At 63.8% G+C, this 22733-nt stretch carries 22 protein-coding genes; 10 read left to right on the forward strand and 12 right to left on the reverse strand.

Going from position 1 to position 22733, the window contains the following annotated elements; translation table 11 throughout:
- The 3 genes from NKH54_RS17155 to NKH54_RS17165 form a co-directional block, all read right to left on the reverse strand.
- A complete protein-coding gene (locus NKH54_RS17155) occupies window positions 1-207 on the reverse strand; it encodes a LacI family DNA-binding transcriptional regulator (RefSeq protein ID WP_023705614.1) in 207 nt (68 codons plus the stop codon).
- A 214-nt stretch (window positions 208-421) separates the two neighbouring features.
- Window positions 422-1333, reverse strand: coding sequence for a myo-inosose-2 dehydratase (gene iolE / locus NKH54_RS17160; protein WP_023752959.1), 912 nt, complete (start codon window positions 1331-1333; stop codon window positions 422-424).
- 208 nt (window positions 1334-1541) lie between these two features.
- Window positions 1542-1829: a DUF3175 domain-containing protein gene (locus NKH54_RS17165; protein WP_023673065.1), complete on the reverse strand. Its 288-nt coding sequence runs from the start codon at window positions 1827-1829 to the stop codon at window positions 1542-1544.
- Window positions 1830-2060: 231 nt separating this feature from the next.
- Here NKH54_RS17165 and NKH54_RS17170 point away from each other — a divergent pair, with 231 nt between their 5' ends.
- The 7 genes from NKH54_RS17170 to NKH54_RS17200 all read left to right on the forward strand — a co-directional run bounded on the left by NKH54_RS17170 (window position 2061) and on the right by NKH54_RS17200 (window position 10047).
- Entirely contained in the window at window positions 2061-3233 is a 1173-nt protein-coding gene (locus NKH54_RS17170; RefSeq protein ID WP_050589864.1) for an MFS transporter, read from the forward strand.
- A 159-nt stretch (window positions 3234-3392) separates the two neighbouring features.
- Window positions 3393-4421 carry an HTH-type transcriptional regulator GntR gene (gene gntR / locus NKH54_RS17175; protein WP_023682222.1) on the forward strand — a complete coding sequence of 343 codons (1029 nt, stop codon included), beginning with the start codon at window positions 3393-3395 and terminating at the stop codon, window positions 4419-4421.
- A gap of 324 nt (window positions 4422-4745) precedes the next feature.
- Window positions 4746-5870 carry a sugar ABC transporter substrate-binding protein gene (locus tag NKH54_RS17180; protein ID WP_023682221.1) on the forward strand — a complete coding sequence of 375 codons (1125 nt, stop codon included), beginning with the start codon at window positions 4746-4748 and terminating at the stop codon, window positions 5868-5870.
- A gap of 94 nt (window positions 5871-5964) precedes the next feature.
- Entirely contained in the window at window positions 5965-7530 is a 1566-nt protein-coding gene (locus NKH54_RS17185; RefSeq protein ID WP_023753570.1) for a sugar ABC transporter ATP-binding protein, read from the forward strand.
- Window positions 7527-8507 (forward strand): ABC transporter permease, encoded by a 981-nt coding sequence (locus NKH54_RS17190; protein WP_353028595.1) that lies wholly within the window; start codon window positions 7527-7529, stop codon window positions 8505-8507. The genes NKH54_RS17185 and NKH54_RS17190 overlap by 4 nt, the downstream gene beginning before the upstream one ends.
- Window positions 8504-9490, forward strand: coding sequence for an ABC transporter permease (locus NKH54_RS17195; protein WP_023696194.1), 987 nt, complete (start codon window positions 8504-8506; stop codon window positions 9488-9490). Before NKH54_RS17190 ends, NKH54_RS17195 begins: the two co-directional genes overlap by 4 nt.
- A gap of 2 nt (window positions 9491-9492) precedes the next feature.
- Window positions 9493-10047 carry a gluconokinase gene (locus NKH54_RS17200; protein ID WP_023673072.1) on the forward strand — a complete coding sequence of 185 codons (555 nt, stop codon included), beginning with the start codon at window positions 9493-9495 and terminating at the stop codon, window positions 10045-10047.
- Here the strand turns inward: NKH54_RS17200 and NKH54_RS17205 are convergent.
- The gene (locus NKH54_RS17205; RefSeq protein ID WP_023696192.1) at window positions 10042-11187 is read right to left on the reverse strand and encodes a hypothetical protein; all 1146 of its coding nucleotides are present in this window, start codon (window positions 11185-11187) and stop codon (window positions 10042-10044) included. The genes NKH54_RS17200 and NKH54_RS17205 overlap by 6 nt on opposite strands.
- A gap of 113 nt (window positions 11188-11300) precedes the next feature.
- Here NKH54_RS17205 and NKH54_RS17210 point away from each other — a divergent pair, with 113 nt between their 5' ends.
- Window positions 11301-12842 (forward strand): acyl--CoA ligase, encoded by a 1542-nt coding sequence (locus NKH54_RS17210; RefSeq protein WP_353028596.1) that lies wholly within the window; start codon window positions 11301-11303, stop codon window positions 12840-12842.
- 65 nt (window positions 12843-12907) lie between these two features.
- Here NKH54_RS17210 and NKH54_RS17215 read toward each other — a convergent pair whose 3' ends face one another.
- Both NKH54_RS17215 and NKH54_RS17220 read right to left on the reverse strand, forming a co-directional pair.
- Window positions 12908-13357: an RrF2 family transcriptional regulator gene (locus NKH54_RS17215; RefSeq protein ID WP_353028597.1), complete on the reverse strand. Its 450-nt coding sequence runs from the start codon at window positions 13355-13357 to the stop codon at window positions 12908-12910.
- 259 nt (window positions 13358-13616) lie between these two features.
- Entirely contained in the window at window positions 13617-14603 is a 987-nt protein-coding gene (locus NKH54_RS17220; protein WP_352758080.1) for a sulfate ABC transporter substrate-binding protein, read from the reverse strand.
- Between the two features lie 240 nt (window positions 14604-14843).
- On the opposite strand from NKH54_RS17220, the gene NKH54_RS17225 reads away from it, so the two are divergent.
- A complete protein-coding gene (locus tag NKH54_RS17225) occupies window positions 14844-15116 on the forward strand; it encodes an AbrB/MazE/SpoVT family DNA-binding domain-containing protein (protein ID WP_023682213.1) in 273 nt (90 codons plus the stop codon).
- On the forward strand, window positions 15116-15514 hold the full coding sequence (locus NKH54_RS17230; RefSeq protein WP_023705604.1) for a type II toxin-antitoxin system VapC family toxin: 399 nt from the start codon (window positions 15116-15118) through the stop codon (window positions 15512-15514). Before NKH54_RS17225 ends, NKH54_RS17230 begins: the two co-directional genes overlap by 1 nt.
- Before the next feature lie 14 nt (window positions 15515-15528).
- Here NKH54_RS17230 and NKH54_RS17235 read toward each other — a convergent pair whose 3' ends face one another.
- The 6 genes from NKH54_RS17235 to pbpC all read right to left on the reverse strand — a co-directional run bounded on the left by NKH54_RS17235 (window position 15529) and on the right by pbpC (window position 22687).
- Entirely contained in the window at window positions 15529-16569 is a 1041-nt protein-coding gene (locus NKH54_RS17235; protein ID WP_023673079.1) for a sulfate/molybdate ABC transporter ATP-binding protein, read from the reverse strand.
- 69 nt (window positions 16570-16638) lie between these two features.
- Window positions 16639-17523 (reverse strand): sulfate ABC transporter permease subunit CysW, encoded by an 885-nt coding sequence (cysW, locus tag NKH54_RS17240; RefSeq protein ID WP_023690809.1) that lies wholly within the window; start codon window positions 17521-17523, stop codon window positions 16639-16641.
- Entirely contained in the window at window positions 17516-18367 is an 852-nt protein-coding gene (cysT, locus tag NKH54_RS17245; protein WP_023687973.1) for a sulfate ABC transporter permease subunit CysT, read from the reverse strand. Before cysT ends, cysW begins: the two co-directional genes overlap by 8 nt.
- Before the next feature lie 18 nt (window positions 18368-18385).
- Complete coding sequence (locus NKH54_RS17250) at window positions 18386-19414, reverse strand: sulfate ABC transporter substrate-binding protein (RefSeq protein ID WP_023673082.1); 1029 nt, start codon at window positions 19412-19414, stop codon at window positions 18386-18388.
- A 230-nt stretch (window positions 19415-19644) separates the two neighbouring features.
- Window positions 19645-20328 (reverse strand): M15 family metallopeptidase, encoded by a 684-nt coding sequence (locus NKH54_RS17255; protein WP_353028598.1) that lies wholly within the window; start codon window positions 20326-20328, stop codon window positions 19645-19647.
- Between the two features lie 253 nt (window positions 20329-20581).
- Window positions 20582-22687 (reverse strand): penicillin-binding protein 1C, encoded by a 2106-nt coding sequence (pbpC, locus tag NKH54_RS17260; RefSeq protein ID WP_353028599.1) that lies wholly within the window; start codon window positions 22685-22687, stop codon window positions 20582-20584.
- Between the last annotated feature and the right edge of the window lie 46 nt (window positions 22688-22733).

A 22733-nucleotide genomic window follows, 5' to 3' on the forward strand; every position in this document is an offset into this window, starting at 1 on the left:
CTAGTCTCCGACGAGCCTGGCTGCGCGCGCGATCTTTTCTTCGTTAAGCAGGCAAACGGTCTCGAGCACCAGCCGTCTGGTTGCGGGACGGACCTCACGGCTGTTCTTCAGCGCGCGGTGAACGGTTGCCGCGCCGAGTTCCGCCTTCTCGGCGATCTCACGGATGGTGCAAAGCCGTTCCATGCCGAGTGCCGCCTCGAATGCCATGTCGCTCCTCCATCCGCATCAAGGCATGCCTCGTCGCCAGCCTCAAGCTTGAAACGCCGGGCCGGCAACTCGGGGGCAAAAATTTCGATGCCAAGAACTGTGCGATCCGCGCCGCCAAGGGAGGGCGGCGGCGCGGATCGCCGGGCGCTTTCGCGTCGCTACCCCTACCGAGGCGCGCGCCCAACCGGCCCAACCACCAGCCCCCCGGCGGTGGTTAGGCCAAGTCTCGTATCGCGACGTCGAACCCGGCCGCGCAGGCCGATTTGAGAAGCGAAGCGTAACCTTTCGTGGCATAGGTCAAGGGGTGTGCCTTGGCCGGATCCTGCTCGGCCTCGACGACGATCCAGCCTTCGAAGCCGCGCTTGGCCAGCGGCTTCAACAGCGACAGGAAATCGACGGAACCGTCGCCGGGCACAGTGAAGATTCCTTCCATCACTGCCGCCATGAAACTCATGTCCTCGCGCCGTGCCTTCTCCAGCACGGCCGCGCGGACGTCCTTGCAATGGAAATGCACGATGCGGTCGAGATGCCGGTTCAGGAGGGAGGCCGGGTCGCCGCCTGAGAACAGACAATGGCCGGTATCGAACAGCAGGCCGACGCTCTTGCCGGTTGCGGCTATCAGCCTGTCGACCTCGTCATCGCTCTCGACGATGGTGCCCATATGGTGATGGAAAGCCATGCCGACGCCGAAGGCAGCCATGCGGTCGGCGAGTTCGGTCAGCTTCTCGCCATAGGCGGTCCATTCGCCGTCAGCGAGGCGCGGACGCTGTGAGATCGGCGCGAAAATGCCGTCATGACGGCCGCGCGAGGTGTCGGCATAGACGACGACCTTGGCGCCGAGGTCGCGCAGCAGGGTCAGATGCGAGGTGAGGGCGGCGAATTCCTCGTCGACCGTGCGGTCCAGAATGCGGCCGTCATACCAGCCGGAGACGAGCTCCAGTCCGTAAGAAGACAGGATCGGTCCAAGCTCGTCGCTTCGCCTGGGGAATTTGCCGCCGAGTTCGGTGCCGCGATAGCCGGCCTGCCTGGTTTCCGACAGGCATGTCGCGAGCGGCGTATCGCCGCCGAGTGCGGGAACATCGTCATTGCTCCAGGTGATGGGATTGATGCCGATCTTGACCGTCATGCCGCTACTTCAAAGGGCTCGGGGAAACACAAAGCCGAGGCCGGCAAACTGAGGGGAAAGAGGACCTGTCACTAGGTCCAGTTGAGGTGAATTTGGTAGAGCCAATCGGGAGCGCTAAAGCGCGTCCCGTTTGAACGGACTAAGTCGACGCGCTTAGGTCTTTGCATGTCGTTGTCTCAAAACCGGCGCCACTTTTGAGCGACATGCATTAATCCTGCTGCGGCCTTCCGAAGGCCGCGCGCAGTTCGTCCTTGGCGTCCTCGAGCACTTTCCGGCGCGCCTGCGGCAGGTTCTTGCCGGCGCGGTTGATGTAGAAATTCAGCATCGACATGGCCGACTGAAACGGCTCGGCCTTGCGGCGGTCGCTGTGCTCGGCCGAGCGCTTGAGCGAGGCCGCGATCTTCCTGGCGTCGTCGGCTTCGAAGATGTGGTCCTCGAGGTCCATCGCATCGCTGTGCTCGGTCACCTCGGCCGACCATTTCTTTTTCGCGGTCATGACAAACTCCTTCCTGTCGCAAAAACTCGGGCAGGCCGCCGCCGGTTCCCGAGAAAGTCGCCGGGCCGCTGGAGCCACGGATCATGGCCCTGTGGCGCTGCCCGTCGCGGTGAATGCGCCGATAGTGGCGACACAACGGTCGACTTCCCAGGACCGTAGACAGGAAACGCCTTGACCCCGATCGTCGCCAATCAGGCGGATAGCCCCGGCATCGACAGCAGCTACGCCTGGATGCGGCTTGCCATCTCCATGCTGCTGGCGACGATCGGTGCAGTCGGCATGTGGGCCGTCGTCGTCGTGCTGCCGGCCGTGCAGGCCGAGTTCGGCGTTGACCGCGCCGCGGCATCGATGCCCTACACCGCAACCATGGTCGGCTTCGCCGCCGGCAATGTGCTGGTTGGCCGCGCGGTCGATCGCATGGGGTATTGGATCCCGGCACTGCTATCCTCGGTGGCTCTCGCCGCCGGCCTGCTGCTCGCCGCGCTGTCGACCTCTATCCTGCAATTCACCCTTGCCCAGGGCGTGCTGATTGGTGTCGGCACATCGGTGATCTTCGGGCCGCTGATCGCCGACATCTCGCACTGGTTCAACCATCGGCGCGGCGTCGCCGTCACGGCGGCGGCTGCTGGCAACTATCTCGCCGGAGCGCTCTGGCCAACCATCATGCCGACACTGATCAAGGCGGAAGGCTGGCGCTTCACCTATGCCGGCATCGGTGTCTTCTGCCTGGTCACCATGGTGCCACTGGTGCTGTTGTTGCGGCGCGCTGCTCCGACGGCGGCTGCCGCCGGTTCGCCCGGAAGCCGGCCAGTGCAGTCGATTTCGCTGTCGCCGGCGGCGTTACAGGTGCTGCTGATCGTTGCCGGTCTCGGCTGCTGCGTGGCGATGTCGATGCCGCAGGTGCACATCGTCGCCTATTGCATGGATCTTGGCTACGGCATTGCGCATGGCGCCGACATGCTGTCGATCATGATGGCGGCGGGCGTCGTCAGCCGGCTTGCCTCCGGCTTTGTCGCCGACCGCATCGGCGGCGTGAAAACCCTGCTTATCGGTTCCGTGCTGCAATGCCTGTCGCTTTTGTTTTACATCCCGTTCGACGGGCTTGCCTCGCTCTATGTGGTGTCGCTGGTGTTCGGCCTGTCGCAAGGCGGCATCGTGCCTTGCTATGCCATCATCGTGCGCGAATACCTGCCCGCCAAGGAGGCCGGCCAGCGTATCGGCATCGTCATGATGGCGACCATCTTCGGCATGGCGATCGGTGGCTGGATGTCGGGCTGGATCTACGACCTGACTGGCTCTTACGCCGCCGCGTTCCTCAACGGGATCGCGTGGAACTTGCTGAACATAGTGGCCATCGGGCTGCTGCTGTGGAAAGCAAAACGCAGTGCTGCCCTGATGGCTTAGGAAGGCAGGATTGCCCTGTTGCTTGACAAGGGCGATTGGCTGCGCGACGCCAGCAGGCGAGTGGGTGCGGCAGCAGCCGGTTGGCATGGTGGCAGTGGAAAAGCTGGACATGGTTTCGCAAGGGCGCAGCGGCCGGGGCCCGGCACGTGGAGGATGTCCATGACCAAGCCGCGCTCGCGTCGTGGGGGCGGCCGCCCGACCCTATCAGATGTGGCGCGCAAGGCCGGCGTCGGCGCCATCACCGTGTCGCGGGCGCTGCGCGAACCGGAACGCGTCAGCCAAGATCTGCGGCGCCAGATCCAGGCCGCCGTCGACGAACTCGGTTATGTCCCGGATCCCAATGCACGGGCGCTGGCCTCGGCGCGCGCCGATGTGTTCGGCGTGCTGGTGCCGTCGCTGACCAACAACGTCTTCGCAGAAGTGGTGCGCGGCATCTATGACAGCCTGTCGGACGGCCCGTTCCGCGTCCAGCTCGGCAACACCCATTATTCCGGCCTCGAGGAGGAGCGCCTGCTGCAGGTGTTCGCACCGCAGCGCCCGGCGGCGCTGATCGTGGCCGGCATCGACCAGACGCCGACCTCGCGAAAGCTGCTGGAGAGCGCGGGCTGCCCGGTGGTGCAGGTGATGGAGACCGGGCCCGATCCGGTCGACATGCTGGTCGGCTTCTCGCATTTCGACGGCGGCCGCACCGCGACCGAGCATCTGATCGAGGCGGGCTACCGGCGGATCGGCTTCATCGGCGCACGCATGGACCCGCGCTCGCAGCGGCGGCTTGCCGGCTATCGCGCGGCAATGGAGAAGGCCGGCCTGTTCGACCCGCGGCTGGTCACCACCACGCCGCTACTGTCCAGCGTGACGCTCGGCCGCGAGCTGCTTCGCGATGCGCTGGCCAAGATGCCGGCGCTCGACGGCGTCTTCTGCAACAATGACGACATCGCGCTCGGCGTTTTGTTCGAATGCCATAGCGCCGCGCTCAACGTGCCGAAAACAATCGGCATTGTCGGCTTCAACGACCTCGAAATGATGCAGGCGGCGTTCCCGCCGCTCACCAGTATCCGCACCCCTCGCTATGAAATCGGCCGTCGGTCTGTCGCCATGGCGCTGGCGGCGATCGCAGGACGAAGGCCTGAGCAGCGGGTCGTCGATCTTGGTTTCGAACTCAAGCCCCGCGAGAGCACCGCACGCTGAACACGCTTTGGCCGGCCTCAGCAAATGGTGCTTTACACAACGTCATGGTAGCGCTACCATTTTCGTCGGGCAGACGTTTTGATGAAAGGCCGCCCCTGTTTATTATACATAAGCAACAGCTCATGCTTGTTTATTATGTATAATATGCTAGTTTCGTTTCTCGCCTGTGAAGCGGCGAGGGGGAGGGGATCGGGCCGGCTTCGGCCCTTGAGACGTGGCGCCGGCCAGGCTGGAGGGCCTTCGGCAGGCGTGGAAACACACCACGACAAACAGCATCAAATAAACAAGCAGCAGCAAACAAAACTACAACTGGGAGGAATATCGATGATCAAGTCACTTGTTGGTGGCATCGTTGCCGCCACTGCATTCGTCATGCTGAGTTCGTCGGCCATGGCCGACCCGGAAGTTGTCAAGGGCCCGTCGGCTGAGCCGGATTGCTTTGCGCCCTGGGCGGCCGATACGCAGTTCTTCAAGTTCCCCAAGAAAGACGGCCCATACCGCATCGCGCTCGCCAATGGCTATATCGCCAACACCTGGCGCATCCAGATGGTGCAGACCGCCAAGGCCTATGCGGCCCAGCCGGAGGTCGCCGCTAAACTGAAGGAATTCAAGGTCGTCTCGACCGGCGAGGACGTGCCGGCTCAGATTTCGGCGATCAACAACTTCATCGATTCCGGCTATGACGCGATCGTCGTCAACGCCCAGAACCCGACCGCTTTCGGGCCGGTCATCAAGCGCGCCAAGGAAGCTGGCGTCATCCTCGTCGCCTTCGACAATATTCTCGATACCAAGGACGCCATCAACGTCAATGTCGACCAGAAGGGCCTTGGCGAATTGTGGGGCAAATGGCTGGTCGGCCATGTGCCGAATGGCGGCAAGGTGCTCGAAGTGCGCGGCGTTGCCGGAACTTCCGTGGACACCGACCGTCACAACGGCATCCATGAAGCGCTCGATGCCTCCGGCAAGAAATGGGACGTCACCGAGGTGGTCGGCAAATGGGACGACGGCGTGGCGCAGAAAGCCACGGCCGACGCCATTGCCACCAACGGCCCGTTCGACGGCATCACCGGGCAAGGCGGCGACACCGGCATCGTGCAGGCGATGATCGATGCCAAGCATGCTTTCGTGCCGTTCGGCGGCGAGACCGAGAACGGTTTCCGCAAGTTCTGCGCGGCACATGCCGGCGACGGGCTGAAATGCTCATCGGCCGGCACCGGTCCGGCGCAGGTCGCGGTCGCCATCAAGACGGCGATTGCCGCGCTCGAAGGCAACGTTGTGCCGCAAGCGGTGAAGCTGCCGCTGGCGATCGTCGAGGATCCGAACTTCAAGGCCGGTCAGGATTTCTTCCCCGACCAGTCCGACAATTTCTTCGTCGGCAATTCCTTCCCGACCTGCGGCATCAATTTCACCGCGCAGGAAATTATGGGCCAGACCAAAGCTGACCAATAGGGGCTGACCAATAGGCGGCATATCCGGCGCCGCGGGATCTCCGCGGCGCCGGCCACTCGATATCCCTTGAAGTCAAACTGCCTCGGGAGGGCCGATGGACGGTGCGGTTCCGCTCTTCCGGATGGAAGGCATATCCAAGCGCTATGGTGGTGTGCGGGCGCTGGAAAAGGCCGAGCTTTCGGTCTCGTCCGGTAGCATCCACGCCATTCTCGGCGAAAACGGCGCCGGCAAATCGACGCTGATCAAGGTCATGGCGGGCGTCGTCGCGCCCGACGAAGGCCGCATGATGCTGAACGGCAGCGAGGTGACGTTCGCCTCGCCTGCTGCTGCAAACAAGTCCGGCATCGTCTGCATCTTCCAGGAGCTGTCGCTGGTTCCCGAACTCAGCGTTGCCGACAACATCGTCATCTCCGATCCGCCGAAGCGTTTCGGCATGATCGACCGCAAGGCGCAGCGCCGCATTGCCGAGGATGCGCTGGCACGCGCAGGTGCGGCCGATATCCATCCATTGGCGCTGGTCAAGGATCTTCCGCTTTCAAGAAGACAGATGGTCGAGATCGCCAAGGCATTGGCCAGGAAGCCGCGCATCCTGATCCTCGACGAGGCGACCTCGGCGCTGACCGCGACGGACGTCGCCAGGATATTCAGCGTGCTCAAGCGGTTGCGCTCGGAAGGGCTGGCGCTGCTTTACATTTCGCACCGCATGAACGAGATCGCCGAGCTTGCCGACCACTGCACGGTGTTTCGCAACGGCCGCAATGTCGCCAGCTACAAGGCAGGCACAAAGAGCGACAACGAAGTCGTCGAACTGATGATCGGGCGCGAATACAGCCATATTTTCCCGCCCAAACCCGCGCGCACCGCAGCCGCCGCCGTTCCTGTGCTGGAGGCGCGCAAGCTGTCCTGGACGGACCGGCTGGACAATGTCTCGCTGACGGTCGGGGCAGGCGAGGTCGTCGGCCTTGGCGGCCTGGACGGCCAGGGCCAGCGCGAATTGCTGCTTGCCTTTTTCGGTGTGCTGCGCGGCCTCGGCGGCCAGATCCTTATCGACGGCAAGCCTGTTTCGATCGCCAGCCCCCAAGCGGCGCGCGACGACCGCATCGGCATGGCGCTGATCCCGGAGGACCGCAAGACCGAAGGCCTGATGCTGCCGATGACGGTGCGCGAGAACCTGTCCTTTGCCGCCCTAGACCGGCTGTCCAAGGCCGGCATCATCGACCGCGCCGCCGAACAGCGGCTGATCGACGACATGGTCGGGCTGCTGGCGATCAAGACGGCCGGCCTCGACATTCCGGTCGGTGCGCTGTCGGGGGGCAACCAGCAGAAGGTGGTCATCGCCAAATGGCTGATGCGACAGCCGCGTATCATCCTGCTCAACGATCCGACGCGCGGCATCGATGTCGGCACCAAGCAGGAACTCTATCAACTGATGCGCAAGCTGGCGGATGCGGGGGCGGCGATCCTGTTCTATTCGACCGACTATGACGAACTGATCGGCTGCTGCGACCGCGTGCTGGTGCTCTATGACGGCGCGGTCAAGCGCGAGCTGGTCGGGGCCGAGATCACCGAGCGGGCGCTCATTGCAAGCGCGCTCAACATCCACGGCGATGACGGCGGCGCGAGAGACGATGCCGGCGCAAGACAGGGAGCGGACGCGTGAAAGAGTGGCGCTACTGGCTGGCCGAGCAGCGCGGAACACTGATGGCACTCGGCATATTCATTGTCATGTTCGTCATCTACACCTCGAACCATCCGGCGGGCTTCACCGCCAATGTCGTGCAGACGGCGTCCAACAAGGGCGTGCTGCTCGCCTTCGTCGCCATGGCGCAGACACTGGTCGTGATCACCGCCGGCATCGACCTCTCCGTCGGCATGATCTTCACGCTGACCAATTGCCTCGCCTCCTGGGTGGTCATCGGCACCGGCCTTGAGACCGCTTTCGGCGTCATCGCCGTGCTCGGCACCGGGCTCCTGTGCGGGGCGATCAACGGCGCCATCGTCATCTACGGCCGCCTGCAGCCGATCGTCGCCACGATCGCCACGGGTGCGGTCTATTTCGGCATCGCGCTGCTGCTCAGGCCGTTTCCCGGCGGTTCGGTCAACGAAGGTCTCGCCGACGCGCTGACCGGACGCCTGTTGGGCGTGGTGCCGGCGAGCCTGGTCGTGCTGCTCGCCGTCGTGCTCGTGGTCTGGGTACCGTTCAGCCGCTCGGTGCTCGGGCGCGCGGCCTATGCGGCCGGATCCTCGGAGACGGCGGCCTACATGTCCGGTGTGCCGATAAGGCGCGGCAAGTTCGCTGCCTACGCGCTCGCAGGCCTGTTGGCCGCGATCGGCGGACTGTTCCTGACCTTCTTCACCTATACGGGCGATGCAGCCTACGCCAGCGGCAACGCCTATACGCTGTTTTCGATCGCCGCGGTGGTGCTGGGCGGCGTCTCGCTGTTCGGCGGCAAGGGCAGCGCCATGGGCGCCATCTTCGGCGCGCTGGCCTTTCGCACCATCGGCGACCTGTTGTTCGTGTTCGATTTCGATCCGCTATGGCAGCCGCTGTTCCAGGGCGTTATCCTGCTGGTCGCGGTCAGCCTTGGCGCGTTTGCGCTGTTTCGGGTCCGCAACCGGCTGGAGTGGTTCCTGTGAGCGAAACGACATTGGGCGGTATCGCCGGCCGCGTGCCGAAATTCATCCGCCGCGCCGATCCGGCGGTGCTGACGGCCTTCGCCTGCATCGTGCTGTTGCTGTTCCTAGGCAGCCTCTATTCCAGGAGCTTTCTGTCGCCTGAATATCTCTTGCAGCAGCTCAAGGTGGCCTCGTTCCTCGGCGTCATCGCCACAGGCATGATGCTGGTCATCCTGCTAGGCCAAATAGACCTGTCGGTGCCGTGGGCGGTGGCGGCGGGCGCGATGATGGCGTGTGCGGCTGCCGCCTATGGCCCGATCGGTGTGGCGCTGGCCATCCCGTTCGGCATCTTTTGCGGGGTGCTGATCGGCATCGTCAACGGCTTTGGCGTCGCCTATCTGCGCATACCCTCGATGATCATCACGCTCGCCACCAACGCTGTCGCGCAAGGGCTCATGGTCGTTTATACCGGCGGCTACTCGCCACAGGATTCGGCCACCGGCGCCATGCGCTATCTTGCGACAGGTTTTACCATTCCTGGCGTGCCTAACGCCGTCATCATCTGGGCGCTGATTGGCGCTGCGATGGTGTTCGTGCTGTCCCGCACCAGCTTCGGCCGCACCGTCTACGGCATCGGCAACCGCGAGCGTGCCGCCTATCTCTCCGGCATCGATACAAGGCGCGTGGTGATGATCGCCTTCGCTATCTCAGGCGGGCTGTCCGCCTTTGGCGGAGTGCTTCTCGCCGGCTATGCCTCCAAGGCGGCGCAATCGATGGGCGATGCCTATCTCCTGCCGTCGATCGCCGCCGTGGTTCTGGGCGGCACCTCGATCCTGGGTGGCCGCGGCTCCTATCTCGGCACCGTCGCCGGTGTCATCCTGATCACGCTCCTGCAGTCCATCCTTTCGGTCATGCAGATGCCGGAGGCGGGGCGGCAGATCGTCTATGGCCTGGTCATCGTTGCCATGCTCCTGCTCTACGGCCGCGCGCCGGCAAGCCGCTGACCGTGGACGAAAAGACCGCAAAGGCGCCAATGGGCGCTACCGGCTCAGTGCCTCGGGCCATTGTGGTGATGGGCGTCGCCGGCTGCGGAAAATCGGCTGTCGGCAAAGCATTGGCAGCAGAGGAAGGGGCCGTCTTTGTCGAAGGCGACAGGCTGCACCCACCCGAAAACGTCGCCCGCATGGCGAGCGGCGAGCCGCTCACAGATCAACTGCGTGAGGGCTGGCTCGATGCCATCGGCGAGCGGATCGCCGACCTGACCGGCAGCGGCCAAAGCGTGGTTGCCGCCTGCTCGGCGCTGAAGCGCAGCTACCGCGATCGTCTGCGTGGCTTCCGCCGGGATATCGATTTCATCTATCTGAAGATCGATCCCGCAACCGCCAAGCAGCGTGTCGCCAACCGCAAGGGCCATTTCATGCCGGCAAGCCTGGTCGAAAGCCAGTTCGCCATCCTCGAGCCGCCTGGCGCCGACGAGCGGGCGCTGACGGCCGACGCCACACTTCCAGTGGCTGAGATCGTCACCGCCGTTGCCAGCCTGCTGGCCGGCGCAAAATCATGAACCACCCTCGTCGGGCAAGGCGGTTTCCGGCCGTTCGGTGAACCGGTCGGCGCCGGACCAGACCATCATTTGCTCGGGATAGAGTTTCAGCGCCTCCAGCAAGCGGTCGCGCTTGAGCAATATGTACTCGGCCTGCAGCGCCATGTTCTTGGCGCCGGCTCTGGCCGCGCGCTCGCCGGCCTCTGCCGGGGCCGGCACCAGTTCGGGACTTAGGACGGCGCGGTATTGGCGGAACGGATCGGTCTCGAAGGTCGACATGGAAAACAGCGCCGCCTTGCCTCTGGCAGCGAAATTCGTCGGCGCCGAAGCCAGGTGGGTCCAGCCGCTCTCGCCAAGGCCGACTTCGGTGAATGTCGAGCCGGCATGCACCGTGTTGGTCACCAACACCACGCCGTTGCTGCCAAGGATCTTCTGGATCCGGCCGGTGACCTGGTAGGCGTCGCTGCGGTCGAACACGATCCGGCTTTTCAGGAAACGGTTCTCGACCCGAACCATCGGCGGGTTCAGGAAGCGCAAGCCGAAGGTCGAATCGGATATGCCGTGAGCCCTGACGCTGAGCTGGTGTGTCTCGATGCCGGCTTCATGGAGAGCGCGTTTGCCGATGATGGTCTGGGTCGTGAACTGATCGCACCAGATGATAGCGCCGTGGCCGCGCTTCAGCGCCGCTTGCAGGCCTTCCAGGCCCTCCAGCCGGATATCAGGTGACCAGCGGCGGCCGATGAGATGCGCGGCAAGTAGCAAACGCCGGCGGTGGTTGGCGCAGAGCAAGGCCCTGAACTGCCTTTGCGCATCGATGCCATTGCCGAGCACGGCGCGCGTCGCGGCGGCGTAGCGCACGAAATCCTTGCGGATATGGCGCTTGAGGCGCAGCCCCGATACGCGGCTGCAGATCGCGGCCCACCAATTGACCGGTAGCAATGCCGCGACCCCGAGATAAAAGGCGGCCAGCAGCAGCTCGCGGAGATCCCTGTTGTTGAAGGTGCGCAACTTGCCGGCGCGGACCTGCTTGCGGCTGAAGAAGCGAACATTCTCGGCGCGTTCGGGCACCAGGATGTCGGCGATGATTTCCGTATGATAAATGACGGCGGAAGATGGTGTCCGGTCGGCTTTCCGGGATTTTCCCAACCACGGCAGCCTCATCCGATCGGTGTCCACCTGTTCTTGCGTGCGTCCGGAAATCGTTTTACTGCGTCTGCCACGGGCGCGCAATCGGCGCCGGCAAGGCCATGGTGAACGCCATTCAGGGTTCGAACTTGAAACAGGCCCTATTGGTAGCACTTCCCCAACTGGCGCCCTGGCGGCCGGCTGCGGTGGCGCTGATGGCGCCGGACCGGCCATCCCTGAGCTTTGCCGGCCTCGCCAATCTTGTCGACAAGCTCTGCGGCGATCTCGCCAGGCGTGGCGTTGCCCGCGGCACGGCCGTCGGCATCGTCTTGCCCAACGGCCCGGAAATGGCGGCCTGTTTCCTGGCGGTCTCGGCGTTGGCGACGGCGGCGCCGCTCAATCCGGCTTACGGCGAAGACGAATTCCGCTTCTATCTCGGCGATCTCGATGTGAAGCTGCTGCTGTGCGGACAAGGCATGGGCGATGCCGCGCGCAACGCCGCAAAGGGGCTCGGCATTGCGGTGCTCGACGTCGTCGTGACTGACGGCGCCAAGGCCGGCGAGTTTCTGCTGGCGGGCGACGCCGAGGTGGAGGCTGCCAGCGAGGCTCGCCTCGACGATATGCAGTTCAACGGACCCGACGATTTCGCGCTTGTCCTGCACACATCGGGAACCACGGCGCGACCGAAGATCGTCGGCTTGCGGCAGCGCAATCTGCAGGCATCGATGGCCAACATCGCCAGCACCCTGGCGCTGTCGGCAAACGATATGTGTCTCAACGTGATGCCGCTGTTCCACATTCACGGGCTGATGGCGGCGCTCAGCGCACAGCTGGCAGTCGGCGGCGCTGTTGTCTGCACGCCGGGCTTCAACCCGCTCAAATTCTACGGCTGGCTGGGCGATTTCCGGCCGAGCTGGTACAGCGCGGTGCCGACCATGCATCAGGCGATCCTGGCGCGCGCCGCCCGCAATGGCGAAACCATCGCGGCTGCGCGGCTGCGCTTCATCCGCTCGTCTTCGGCAGCGCTTCCCGACACCGTGTTCCGCGACCTCGAGCGCGTCTTCGGCTGTCCGGTGGTCGAGGCCTATGGCATGACCGAGGCGGCGCACCAGATGACATCCAACGGCCTGCCGCCGGCACGCCGCAAGCCAGGCTCGGTCGGCCTGCCTGCGGGTCCGCAGGTGACGATCCTGGACGACAAGGGGACGATCCTGCCGGCGGGTGAAAAGGGCGAGATCGCGGTGCGCGGCGCCAACATCCATGATGGCTACCTCGACAATCCGGTGGCCAATGAAGCTGCCTTCAGCGATGGCTGGTTCCGCACCGGCGACCAGGGCCTCATCGACGAGGATGGCGATCTGAAGATCACCGGGCGGCTGAAGGAGATCATCAATCGCGGCGGCGAAAAGATCTCGCCGCTCGAGGTCGACAATGTGCTGCTCGATCATCCGCTGGTGGCGCAGGCGGTGACCTTCGCCGTGCCGCACGCCATGCTCGGCGAAGAGGTGGGTGCGGCCATCGTGCTGGCCGAGGGCGCCACCGCCGATGCCGAGCAGATACGCGATTTCGCGCGCAGCCGGATCGTCGAGTTCAAGGTGCCGCGCCACATCCTGTTTCTCCAGGAGATACCCAAGGGTCCCACCGGCAAAATCCAGCGCGTCGGCCTGGCCGGCAAGCTCGGCCTGGTCTGAGGACTCTCATTTCAGCATGATCTTGTCCGAAAACCGGTTCGCACTTTTCGGGACCATGCTCTAATTTAGATCTGCGATGTCAGCTCGACCGGAAAATCATCATTGTCGGCGTCGCGCATGGCGGCGAGGCTGCGATTGTCCAGCACTTCGGCGATCGCCTGGCGCACTTCCAGCATCATGTGCCGGACTTGGCAGGTCGCCTCGTCGCAATCCTCGCAGCGCTGGTATTGCGTGCGGCTGGCGCAGGGTATGGGAGCGAGCGGGCCGTCCAGCACGCGCACGGCGTGGCCGATCTTGATTTCGGAAGCCGGCCGGGCGAGGCGATAACCGCCTTCCTTGCCCTTGCGACTGAGGACGAAACCGGCATTGCGCAGCTCGCCCAGAATGGCATCCAGGAATTTCTTCGGGATGTTGTTGGCGATCGCGATGTCGTTGACGAATGCAAGCTGGCCGACCGGCAGGCCGGAAAGATGCACGAGGGCCTTGAGGCCGTATTTGCCTTTTTTGGTAAGCATGCCCGCTTCAGTTCATGAAAACCCCAACCACCCGCATCTGGCGGTTGTTTGTGTGCAAATCATGACGTTTCGCCTGAACAACCCGGTTTCGCGTAGAACAAGCCGCCCGATTGCACGTTGGGCACAAAGGCGTTGATTCTTTGTAACGTTTTTCACCGATCGCGACAGATTCCGCCTGAAGCCGTTTGTCGGCGCGCGAAAACGAAGAAGGCGGCAAAGCGCCGGCTTTCTTGTGAGGTGAGGTCGAACGCTGCTGATATCAGCGGCTGCCATAGGTCTGGTCGAGCAGACCGCCGGCGGCGAAGTGCTCCTTCTGTACCTTGTCCCAGCCGCCGAAGACGTCTTCCACAGTCAGCAGGCGGACATCGGGGAAGTCGGCCTTGTATTTTGCCGCGACTTCAGCGTTGCGGGCGCGCAGGCCATTTTCAGCCGCGATGGTCTGGCCCTCGGGCGTGTAGAGGAAATCGAGATAGGTCTTGGCGAGGTCACGGCTGCCGTGCTCGTCGGCGACCTTGTCGACGATCGCCACCGGGAATTCGGCGAGCAGGCTGACCGTTGGCGTGACCTGTTCGAACTTGTCGTTGCCATACTCCTTGCGGATACCGCGCGTTTCCGACTCGAAGGTGATCAGCACGTCGCCGATCTCGCGTTGCACGAAGGTGGTGGTGGCGGCGCGCCCGCCGGTGTCGAAGATCGGCACGTTGTTGAACAGCTTGGTGACGAACTCCTTCACCTTGGCGTCGTCGCCCTTGAAGGCTTCCTTGGCGTAGGCGGTTGCGGCCAGATAGGTGTAGCGCGCATTGCCCGAGGTCTTGGGGTTGGGGAAGATCACCTGCACGTCGTCGCGCACGAGGTCGTTCCAGTTCTTGATGTGCTTGGGGTTGCCCGCGCGGACGAGAAAGGATGGGAGCGAATAGAAGGGCGAGGCGTTGTCGGGGAAATCCTTCTGCCAGTCGGCGGAGACGAGGCCTTTCTTGACCAGAAAGTCGATGTCGGTGACCTGGTTGAAGGTGACGACATCGGCGCCGAGGCCTTCGGCAATGGCGCGCGCCTGCGCCGAGGTGCCGGCGTGCGACTGGTCGACGGTGACGCCCGGATGGCCGGCGACGAAAGCCTTGTTCACCTGCGCGAACAATTCGCGGCCGACATCATAGGAAGCGTTGAGCAATTTGTCGGCCGACCAGGCCTGCGAACAGGCGAGGATCAGGCCGGCGACAGTGGCGACGCTGAGGAAAAATCGCTTCATGAACACAGGCTCCGATGTGCAATGCGTTGCCAGAACATAGCCGGGCCGGAGGGTGTACTGCGAGGCACACGGGGCAGACGTATGGCGTTGCAGCGAAAAAGAAATCGCTGAAGCAGGTTATCGGCGAAATTTCATTCCAGCCGAAATGCCGATGCGTTGGGGTTTTCTGTGGTTTGCAATTCGAGGCCGAGTGGCATATACAAATGGCATATACAAGTGGAACAGACAGGGGAGGCTGCCATGCCGCAGCACCGTCACTCAATACCACCCCCCAGGGAGGCGAAGTTGTTTCGCAACAACCGCAGTCAGGCGGTTCGCATCCCTGTCGAATTCGAGCTGCCTGGCGAGAAGGTCCTGATCAGCCGCGATGGCGACCGGCTGATCATCGAGCCGGTCCGTCAACCAGGCCTCACCGCCTTGCTCACCCAATGGGCGAAAGAGCCGCCGCTTGGTCCTGAAGACGACTTTCCCGAGATCCATGATGCGCCCGTGGGGCCTGAGGATATCTTTTGATGCGGTTCATGCTGGACACCAACATTCTCAGCGACATGATCCGAAACCCTACCGGCAAGGCTGCCAGTGCGGCGGTTCGCGCGGGAGACGGTGCCCTGTGCACCAGCATCGTTGTCGCCTCGGAGCTGCGTTATGGCTGCGCCCGCAAGAGATCGGCCAAGCTGCTCGCCAAGGTCGAGCAATTGCTCGCCGAGGTTCCTGTGTTGCCGCTCGATGTGCCGATGGATAACGAATACGGAGCACTTCGTGCCGAGCTGGAGGCCAGAGGCCAGCCAATCGGCCACAATGATCTTTTCATTGCTGCCCATGCCTGTGTGTTGGGGACGACACTGGTGACGGCCAACACCGCTGAGTTCCGTCGGATCAAGGGCCTGACGGTCGAGAACTGGCTGGAGTAGCGCCGGATCGATGTCTATGCCGCCGGGAAAAGCTTCCAGCGCCTCGGCCTGAACGCCACCCGGCTCTTCTGCGCCGCAGGATGGTCCACAGGCAGTTCGATCTCGACGCGCTGGCGCTCGCCGCCGATTTCCAGTTCGACGCGTCTTGTGCCGGCGACGCGGCGGCTGGCGGCGACCGTGCCGGCGATGCAGCCGCTGCAGCCGTCGAGCAGTTCGATATCGTGCGGGCGGAAGTACAGCGTCGCATCGCCCTCGGGTGCGTGCGGCGCCGACACGCCGATCGGACGGTCGGCGAGCCAGATCTCGCCATTCTCAACCTTGACCGGCAGCATGCTCGATTCGCCGATGAAGGAGTAGACGAAGGGCGAGTTCGGCGTGTCGTAGATCTCGTCGGCGGAGCCGACCTGCTCGATGCGCCCCTGGCTCATCACCACGACGCGGTCGGCAAGCTCGAGCGCCTCTTCCTGGTCGTGGGTGACGAAGACGGTGGTGTGGCCGGTACGGTCATGGATCTCGCGCAGCCAGCGGCGCAGTTCCCGGCGCACCTGCGCATCGAGCGCGCCGAACGGCTCGTCGAGCAACAGCACCTTGGGCTCGATGGCCATGGCCCGGGCGAGCGCCACGCGCTGGCGCTGGCCACCCGAAAGTTGCGCCGGATAGCGCTTTTCCAGGCCGGAAAGCTGAACGAGATCGAGCAGTTCGGAGGCGCGTCGGCGGATTTCGGCCGCCGGTGGTCGCGACGGTCCATGCCGCACCTTGAGGCCGAAGCCGATATTGTCGGCGACCGTCATGTGCCGGAAGAGCGCATAGTGCTGGAAGACGAAGCCGACATTGCGCTCCTGGATCGAGCGGTGCGAGGCGTCCTCGTCGCCGAAGAAGATCTTTCCGCGCGTCGGCCGCTCCAGGCCGGCGATAAGCCTCAGCAGCGTCGTCTTGCCGGAGCCGGATGGCCCAAGCAGCGCGATCAGCTCACCCGATTTGATGTCAAGCGATACGTCATGGAGGGCCGGAAACCGGTCAAACTCCTTGCGTACGTTGGCAACGCGAACTTCCATCAAATGTCCCTTTTTAGTGGATGCATGTCGTTATCCCAAAACCGCTTCACACTTTTGGGCGACATGCATCTAATGTCCGCGCGTCGCGGCGATCTCGGCGCCGTAGCGCATCTCAAGAAGTGTTTTCAAGACCAGCGTGACCAGCGCCAGGCCGGCAAGCAGCGAAGCGACGGCAAAAGCGCCGACGGCGTTGTACTCGTTGTAGAGGATTTCGACATGCAACGGCATGGTGTTGGTCAGCCCGCGTATGTGGCCCGACACGACCGACACCGCGCCGAATTCGCCCATCGAGCGGGCGTTGCACAGAAGCACGCCGTAGAGCAATCCCCATTTGACGTTGGGCAGCGTCACGTACCAAAAGGTCTGCCAGCCATTGGCGCCCAGAGAGAGCGCGGCTTCCTCGTCGCCGTTGCCCTGTTCCTGCATCAGCGGGATCAGTTCGCGGGCAACGAAGGGGAAGGTGACGAAGATGGTCGCGAGCACGATGCCGGGCACGGCGAACAAGATCTGGATGCCGTGCGCCTTCAGCCATTCACCGAACAGTCCCTGAGCGCCAAACAAAAGCACATAGACCAGGCCGGAAATGACCGGCGAGACCGAGAAGGGCAGGTCGATCAGCGTGGTCAGAAAAGCCTTGCCCTTGAACTCGAACTTGGCGATCGCCCAGGCAGCCGAAATGCCGAAGACGACGTTAAGCGGAACGGCGATCACCGCCACCAGCAGCGTCAGCCGGATCGCCGAGCGCGTATCGGGATTGGAGAGCGATTCCGTGTAGGCGCCAATGCCTTTCGCCAGCGCCTCGTGGAAGACGATGATCAGCGGCAGCAGCAGGAAGATGGCGAGGAAGGCGAAGGCCACCGCCATCAGCAGCAGCCGCACCGGCCGGCTTTCGGTCACCGCCGCCGACCGGCTCTCGTGATGCGGTTCGTAGGATTTGATCTCGGGGTCAGCCATAGCGCTTGCGACTCCATGACTGCGCCAGGTTGATGACCAGCAGCATCACGAACGACAGCAAAAGCATGATCGCCGCGATCGCGGTGGCCGCCGGATAATTGTACTCCTCGAGCCGGATGACGATCAGAAGCGGTGCGATCTCCGACTTGTAGGGAAGGTTGCCGGCGATGAAGATGACCGAGCCGTATTCGCCGACGCCGCGCGCGAAGGCGAGTGAGAAGCCGGTGATGATGGCCGGCGCCAGGCCGGGAAACAGGATGCGGGTGATGATCTGGAAGCGGTTGGCGCCGAGCGTCGCGGCGGCTTCCTCCACTTCCTTGTCGATCTCTTCCATGATCGGCTGCACCGTGCGCACGACAAACGGCAGGCCGATGAAGACAAGCGCCACGACAATGCCGAGCGGCGTGTAGGCGACCTTGATGCCGAGCGGCGCCAGGAGATGGCCGATCCAGCCATTGGGCGCATAAAGAGTGGTCAGCGCAATGCCCGCGACCGCGGTCGGCAGCGCGAAAGGCAGGTCGACCATGGCGTCGACGACGCGGCGGCCGGGGAAGCGGTAGCGCACCAGCACCCAGGCGACGAGCGTGCCGAAGACGACGTTGACGGCGGCTGCGATGAAGGCTGTGCCGAAGCTGATTTCGAGTGCGTTGATGGTCCGGCGGTCGGTGGCGATCGCCCAGAAATCGGTCCAGCCGAGGGCTGCCGAGCGCCAGATCAGGCCCGACAGGGGGATGAGGATGATGAGCGTGAGGTAGGCAAGCGAGAAGCCGAGCGTCAATCCGAAACCCGGAATGACACTCGGCTGTCTGAATCGCCACCCCGCCTTGGCGGGTGCTATGGTCATGTCGTCCTGATCTAAATCCTACTGGGCCGGCTTGTAGATCTGGTCGAATATACCACCATCGCCGAAATGATAAGGCTGTGCCTTCTTCCAGCCGCCAAAAAGCGGATCGTCGATGGAGATCAGCTTGATTTCGGGCGTCTTCGGAATGTCAGCCGCATCCACCAGCTCGGGCTTGGCCGGACGATAGTGGTTCTTGGCGATGATCGTCTGGGCTTCCTTGGAATAGAGCCAGCCGAGATAGGCTTCGGCGACCTTGCGGGTGCCCTTGGCATCGACATTGGCGTCGACGATCGCAACCGGCGGCTCGGCCAGGATCGAGGTCGGGGGATAGACGATCTCGAAATTGTCGGCTCCGAATTCATTGAGCGCCAGATAGGCGTCGTTTTCCCAGCCGATCAGCACGTCCCCGATGCCCTTTTGCGCGAAGGTGACCGTCGAGCCGCGCGCACCGGTGTCGAGCACCGGAGCATTGGCGTAGAGCTTGCCGACGAATTCCTTGTTCTTGGCCTCGTCGCCGCCATCATTGGCGTTGGCATAGGCCCAGGCGGCAAGGTAGTTCCAGCGGGCGCCACCCGACGTCTTCGGGTTCGGCGTGATCACCTGGACACCGTCCTTGACCAGATCGCTCCAGTCGTGGATGCCCTTCGGGTTGCCCTTGCGGACCAGGAAGATGATGGTCGAGGTGTAAGGCGCCGAATTGTTCTCGAACTTCTTGCGCCAGTCCGGGTTGATCTTCTTCGACTTGGTGACGATGGCGTTGATGTCGCCTTCGAGCGCCAGCGTGACCACATCGGCATCGAGGCCGTCGATCACGGCGCGGGCCTGGGCGCCCGATCCGCCGTGCGATTGCTGGATGGTGACCGTCTCGCCGGTCTCGGCCTTCCAGTGTGCGACGAAGGCTTCGTCATAGGCCTTGTAGAGTTCGCGTGTCGGGTCGTAGGACACGTTCAGAATGGTCGTATCGGCAAACGCGAAACCGAGCGTGCCGAACTGGATCGATGTGGCGACCAGTGCGCCGAGCAGTTTCTTGAAATGAGGTTTGGTCATTCCCGCCTCCGTTGATGACGGCTGAACTCTATCGAATTGATAGAAATTAGATGCATTCAACGTTGCCTTTTTTGTCCACTCGAAGGAAATTTTCGCCGATATTGGGTTTCGCAAGGAAATATTTTCCTCATATTGGTCTAACCCAAATCCGGCCGGTTTGACGCTATCTAGGAGCTGACACCGCAGAAGCAAGGCCGAGCGAGGGAAGGCTCGGTGTAGCACCGGGCGGTTCAGCCCGTAGTGATGGGAAAATCGAAGCGCAGCTTTGGAAACGGCTCATCCCGAAGCGTGTAGTGCCACCACTCTCGCGCATAGTTCTTGAAGCCGCCGGCGCGCATGGCGTCGAGCAGCCTTTTGCGGTTTGCCGCCGCTTCTGCCGCCAATGGGCGATGTGCGGTTTCGCTTGCCGGGTCGAAACAGTCGAAGCTGGTGCCGAAATCGAGCGTGCCGGCGCCGGCCGCGCCGCAAGCGGCGGATGACTTGTTCTTGCCGTCGCTGCGGGCGATGGCGATATCGACGGTCGAGCCGCGCGAATGGGTGGACAATTCGCCGATATAGCCCTTGGCGATGAGGTCGCCGCGCTGCACCTGAGGGTACCATTGCGGATCGGGCGGGCCGCCCTCTCTGGTCCATTTGCCCATGTCGGCAACGGCGCGGGCCGGGCGGTAGCAGTCGAAGACGACCAGCGTCAGGCCATCGGCGGCGAGCGCTTTCTGCACGCCGGACAGCGCTTGCGCAGCTTGCTTCGTGAGGATGCAGATTGGGGCGTCGTAGCCATCGGCCTTGCGATGCAGGAAATTTTCCAGGCCGGCATAGCGGATGTCCTGGCGGATCGAGGGATCGACATCGGCCAGGCGGACAAAGCCAGCGGGCAGGGGATCGGCGGAGGCGGGGGAGTAAGTCGAAACGAACATGGATACGGCTAAGGCCAATCCTCGATGCAAGCGCTTCGGCACACCCCCCTCTGGCCTGCCGGCCATCTCCCCCGCAAGGGGGGAGATCAGATGTCGCTGCGGCTTTCGCCAATTTTCAACGTTGCTGAATGAGCGCGGCGCCGAAGCTGCCAATCTCCCTCCTTGCGGGGGAGATGGCCGGCAGGCCAGAGGGGGGTGCCTCGCGCCGGGTCTCGGGCGAAGAAGCCCAATCCCCTGAATCGCTTGGCGCCATCTATTCAACGAACACCTTCACGCTTGCCGCGCGTCCCACGGCGTCGATGACGGTGAGCGTCGAATAGCCGGCGCCGTCGGGCAGCCAGGTCGCGGTGCGGCGGCGGTCGATGCCGACGAGCGGCTTGCCATTGGCCAGCCAGCGGAACGGCGCGCGGCCGCCTTGCAGTTTCAGCACCAGCGGCGAGGCCTCGGCGGAATTGGTGGCGAGATCGACGCGGGCGCCGTTGGGCGGGAAAATGATCGTTGGCGCCGGTTCCGTCGGGCCTGCCTGCACCAGTCCGTCGGCGCCGGCGCCGAAGCGCGCCAATGTCACCGGCAGGTCTTCGCGCCTGGCCTTGACGACGCCGGCCGGCTGGCTGGGCAACGGGACGGCGGTGAGGCCTGAACGGACGAAGCCCTCGAACAGGATGGGGGCGGCCGAGACATAGCCGGACAGGCCGGGCACCGCACCGGCATCGGCGCGGCCGACCCACACACCCAGCACGTAGCGGCCGTCGAAGCCGACCGACCAGGCATCGCGATAGCCGTAGGACGTGCCGGTCTTGTAGGCGATGCCGCGCTGCAAGGCGCCCTCGGGCGGCTTCACGCCCGACAATATGTCGGTGATCTGCCAGTTCGCCTGGGCGTCGAGGATGGTGGCGGTGGTGCGCTCGGAATTGGCCGGCTCGGTGCCGTCATGCAGCGTGTTTGCCTTCCCGCCATTGGCGAGGCCGGTATAGAGCTGGACGAGATCGCGCAGCGTCACGCCGACGCCTCCGAGGCCGATGGCGAGGCCCGGCGCCTCGTTGACCGGCAGCACCGGGCTGACGCCGGCCTGGCGGAAGCGCGCCATCAGCCGTGCAGGGCCGACAGAGTCGAGCACGCGGATTGCCGGCACGTTGAGCGACAGCTGCAGCGCCTGGCGGATCGAGACATCCCCCTGATAGCCCATGTCGAAATTCTTCGGCCGGTAGCCGCCGAAATCGACCGGGCTGTCCTCGATCAGCATTTCCTGGGCCACCAGCCCCTGCTCGAAGGCGAGGCCATAGATGAACGGCTTCAGCGTAGAACCGGGCGAACGCACGATCTTGGTCATGTCGATCCAGCCGGAGCGGCTGGCGTCGAAGAAATCGGCCGAACCGACTTCGCCAAGAATGTCCCCGGTGCGGGCATCGGCCATCACCATGGCGACGGAGAGGCGCGGCCCAAGTTTGATCGCGGCATCGCGCGCCACCTGTTCCAGCCCTTGCTGGACGCTTTTGCGGATCGTCAGCTGCAGCGGCTTGCCGGGGACGGCCTTGGGCAGCATGGCGTAGGCGGCGTGCGGCGCCAGCGCCGGCAATTTGCGGCGCAGGCCCGGGACGTCGTCGAGGGCGGCGCGCGCGGCCTCGCGCTCGCCAAGCAGGCCTGCCGAAACCATGCGGGTCAGCACGCGGTCGCGGGCGGCATGAGCGATGGTGAGATTGCGGTCGGGCCGGCGCTTTTCCGGCAATTGCGGCAAGGCGACGAGCAGTGCTGCTTCCGAGACCGTCAGCCGCTTCGGCTCTTTGCCGAAATAGGCGAGCGAGGCGGCACGCACGCCTTCGAGATTGCCGCCATAGGGCGCCAAGGTCAGGTAGCGCTCGAGGATCTCCTGCTTGGACAGCCGCCGCTCGATCTGGATGGCACGCAGCATCTGCTTGATTTTCGAGCCGAGGCTGCGGCTTTCGCGGGGCTCGATCAGCCGGGCAAGCTGCATCGACAAAGTCGAGCCGCCGGAGACGATATGGCCCCTGGTGACGAACTGGCCGGCGGCGCGCGCCAGCGCCAGCATATCGACGCCATCATGGTCCCAGAAGCGCTTGTCTTCATAGGTGACCAGCATATCGACGAACTGCTTGTCGACCTGATTGAGATGAGTGTCGAGCCGCCAGTAACCGTCCGGCGTGGCGAAGGCGCGCAACAGCTGGCCGTCACGATCCTGGACTTCGGTGGAGACGGTGAGTTTTTCGGGCAGTGGCGGCGGGAAAGCGCGGTCGAGTTCCCAGAGAAAAGCGGCAGCGATCGCCGCAAAGCCGACGAGGGAGGCGGCGGCGATGCCTGTTCGACGGAGAAATTTTCTGGAGAGCATGGTGGTGCCCTTCATCCGCCTGCCGGCTCCTTCTCTCCGCATAGCGGGGAGAAGGAGATGG

The sequence above is a fragment of the Mesorhizobium sp. M1004 genome (genome assembly GCF_040318795.1).
Taxonomy (GTDB): Bacteria; Pseudomonadota; Alphaproteobacteria; order Rhizobiales; family Rhizobiaceae; genus Mesorhizobium.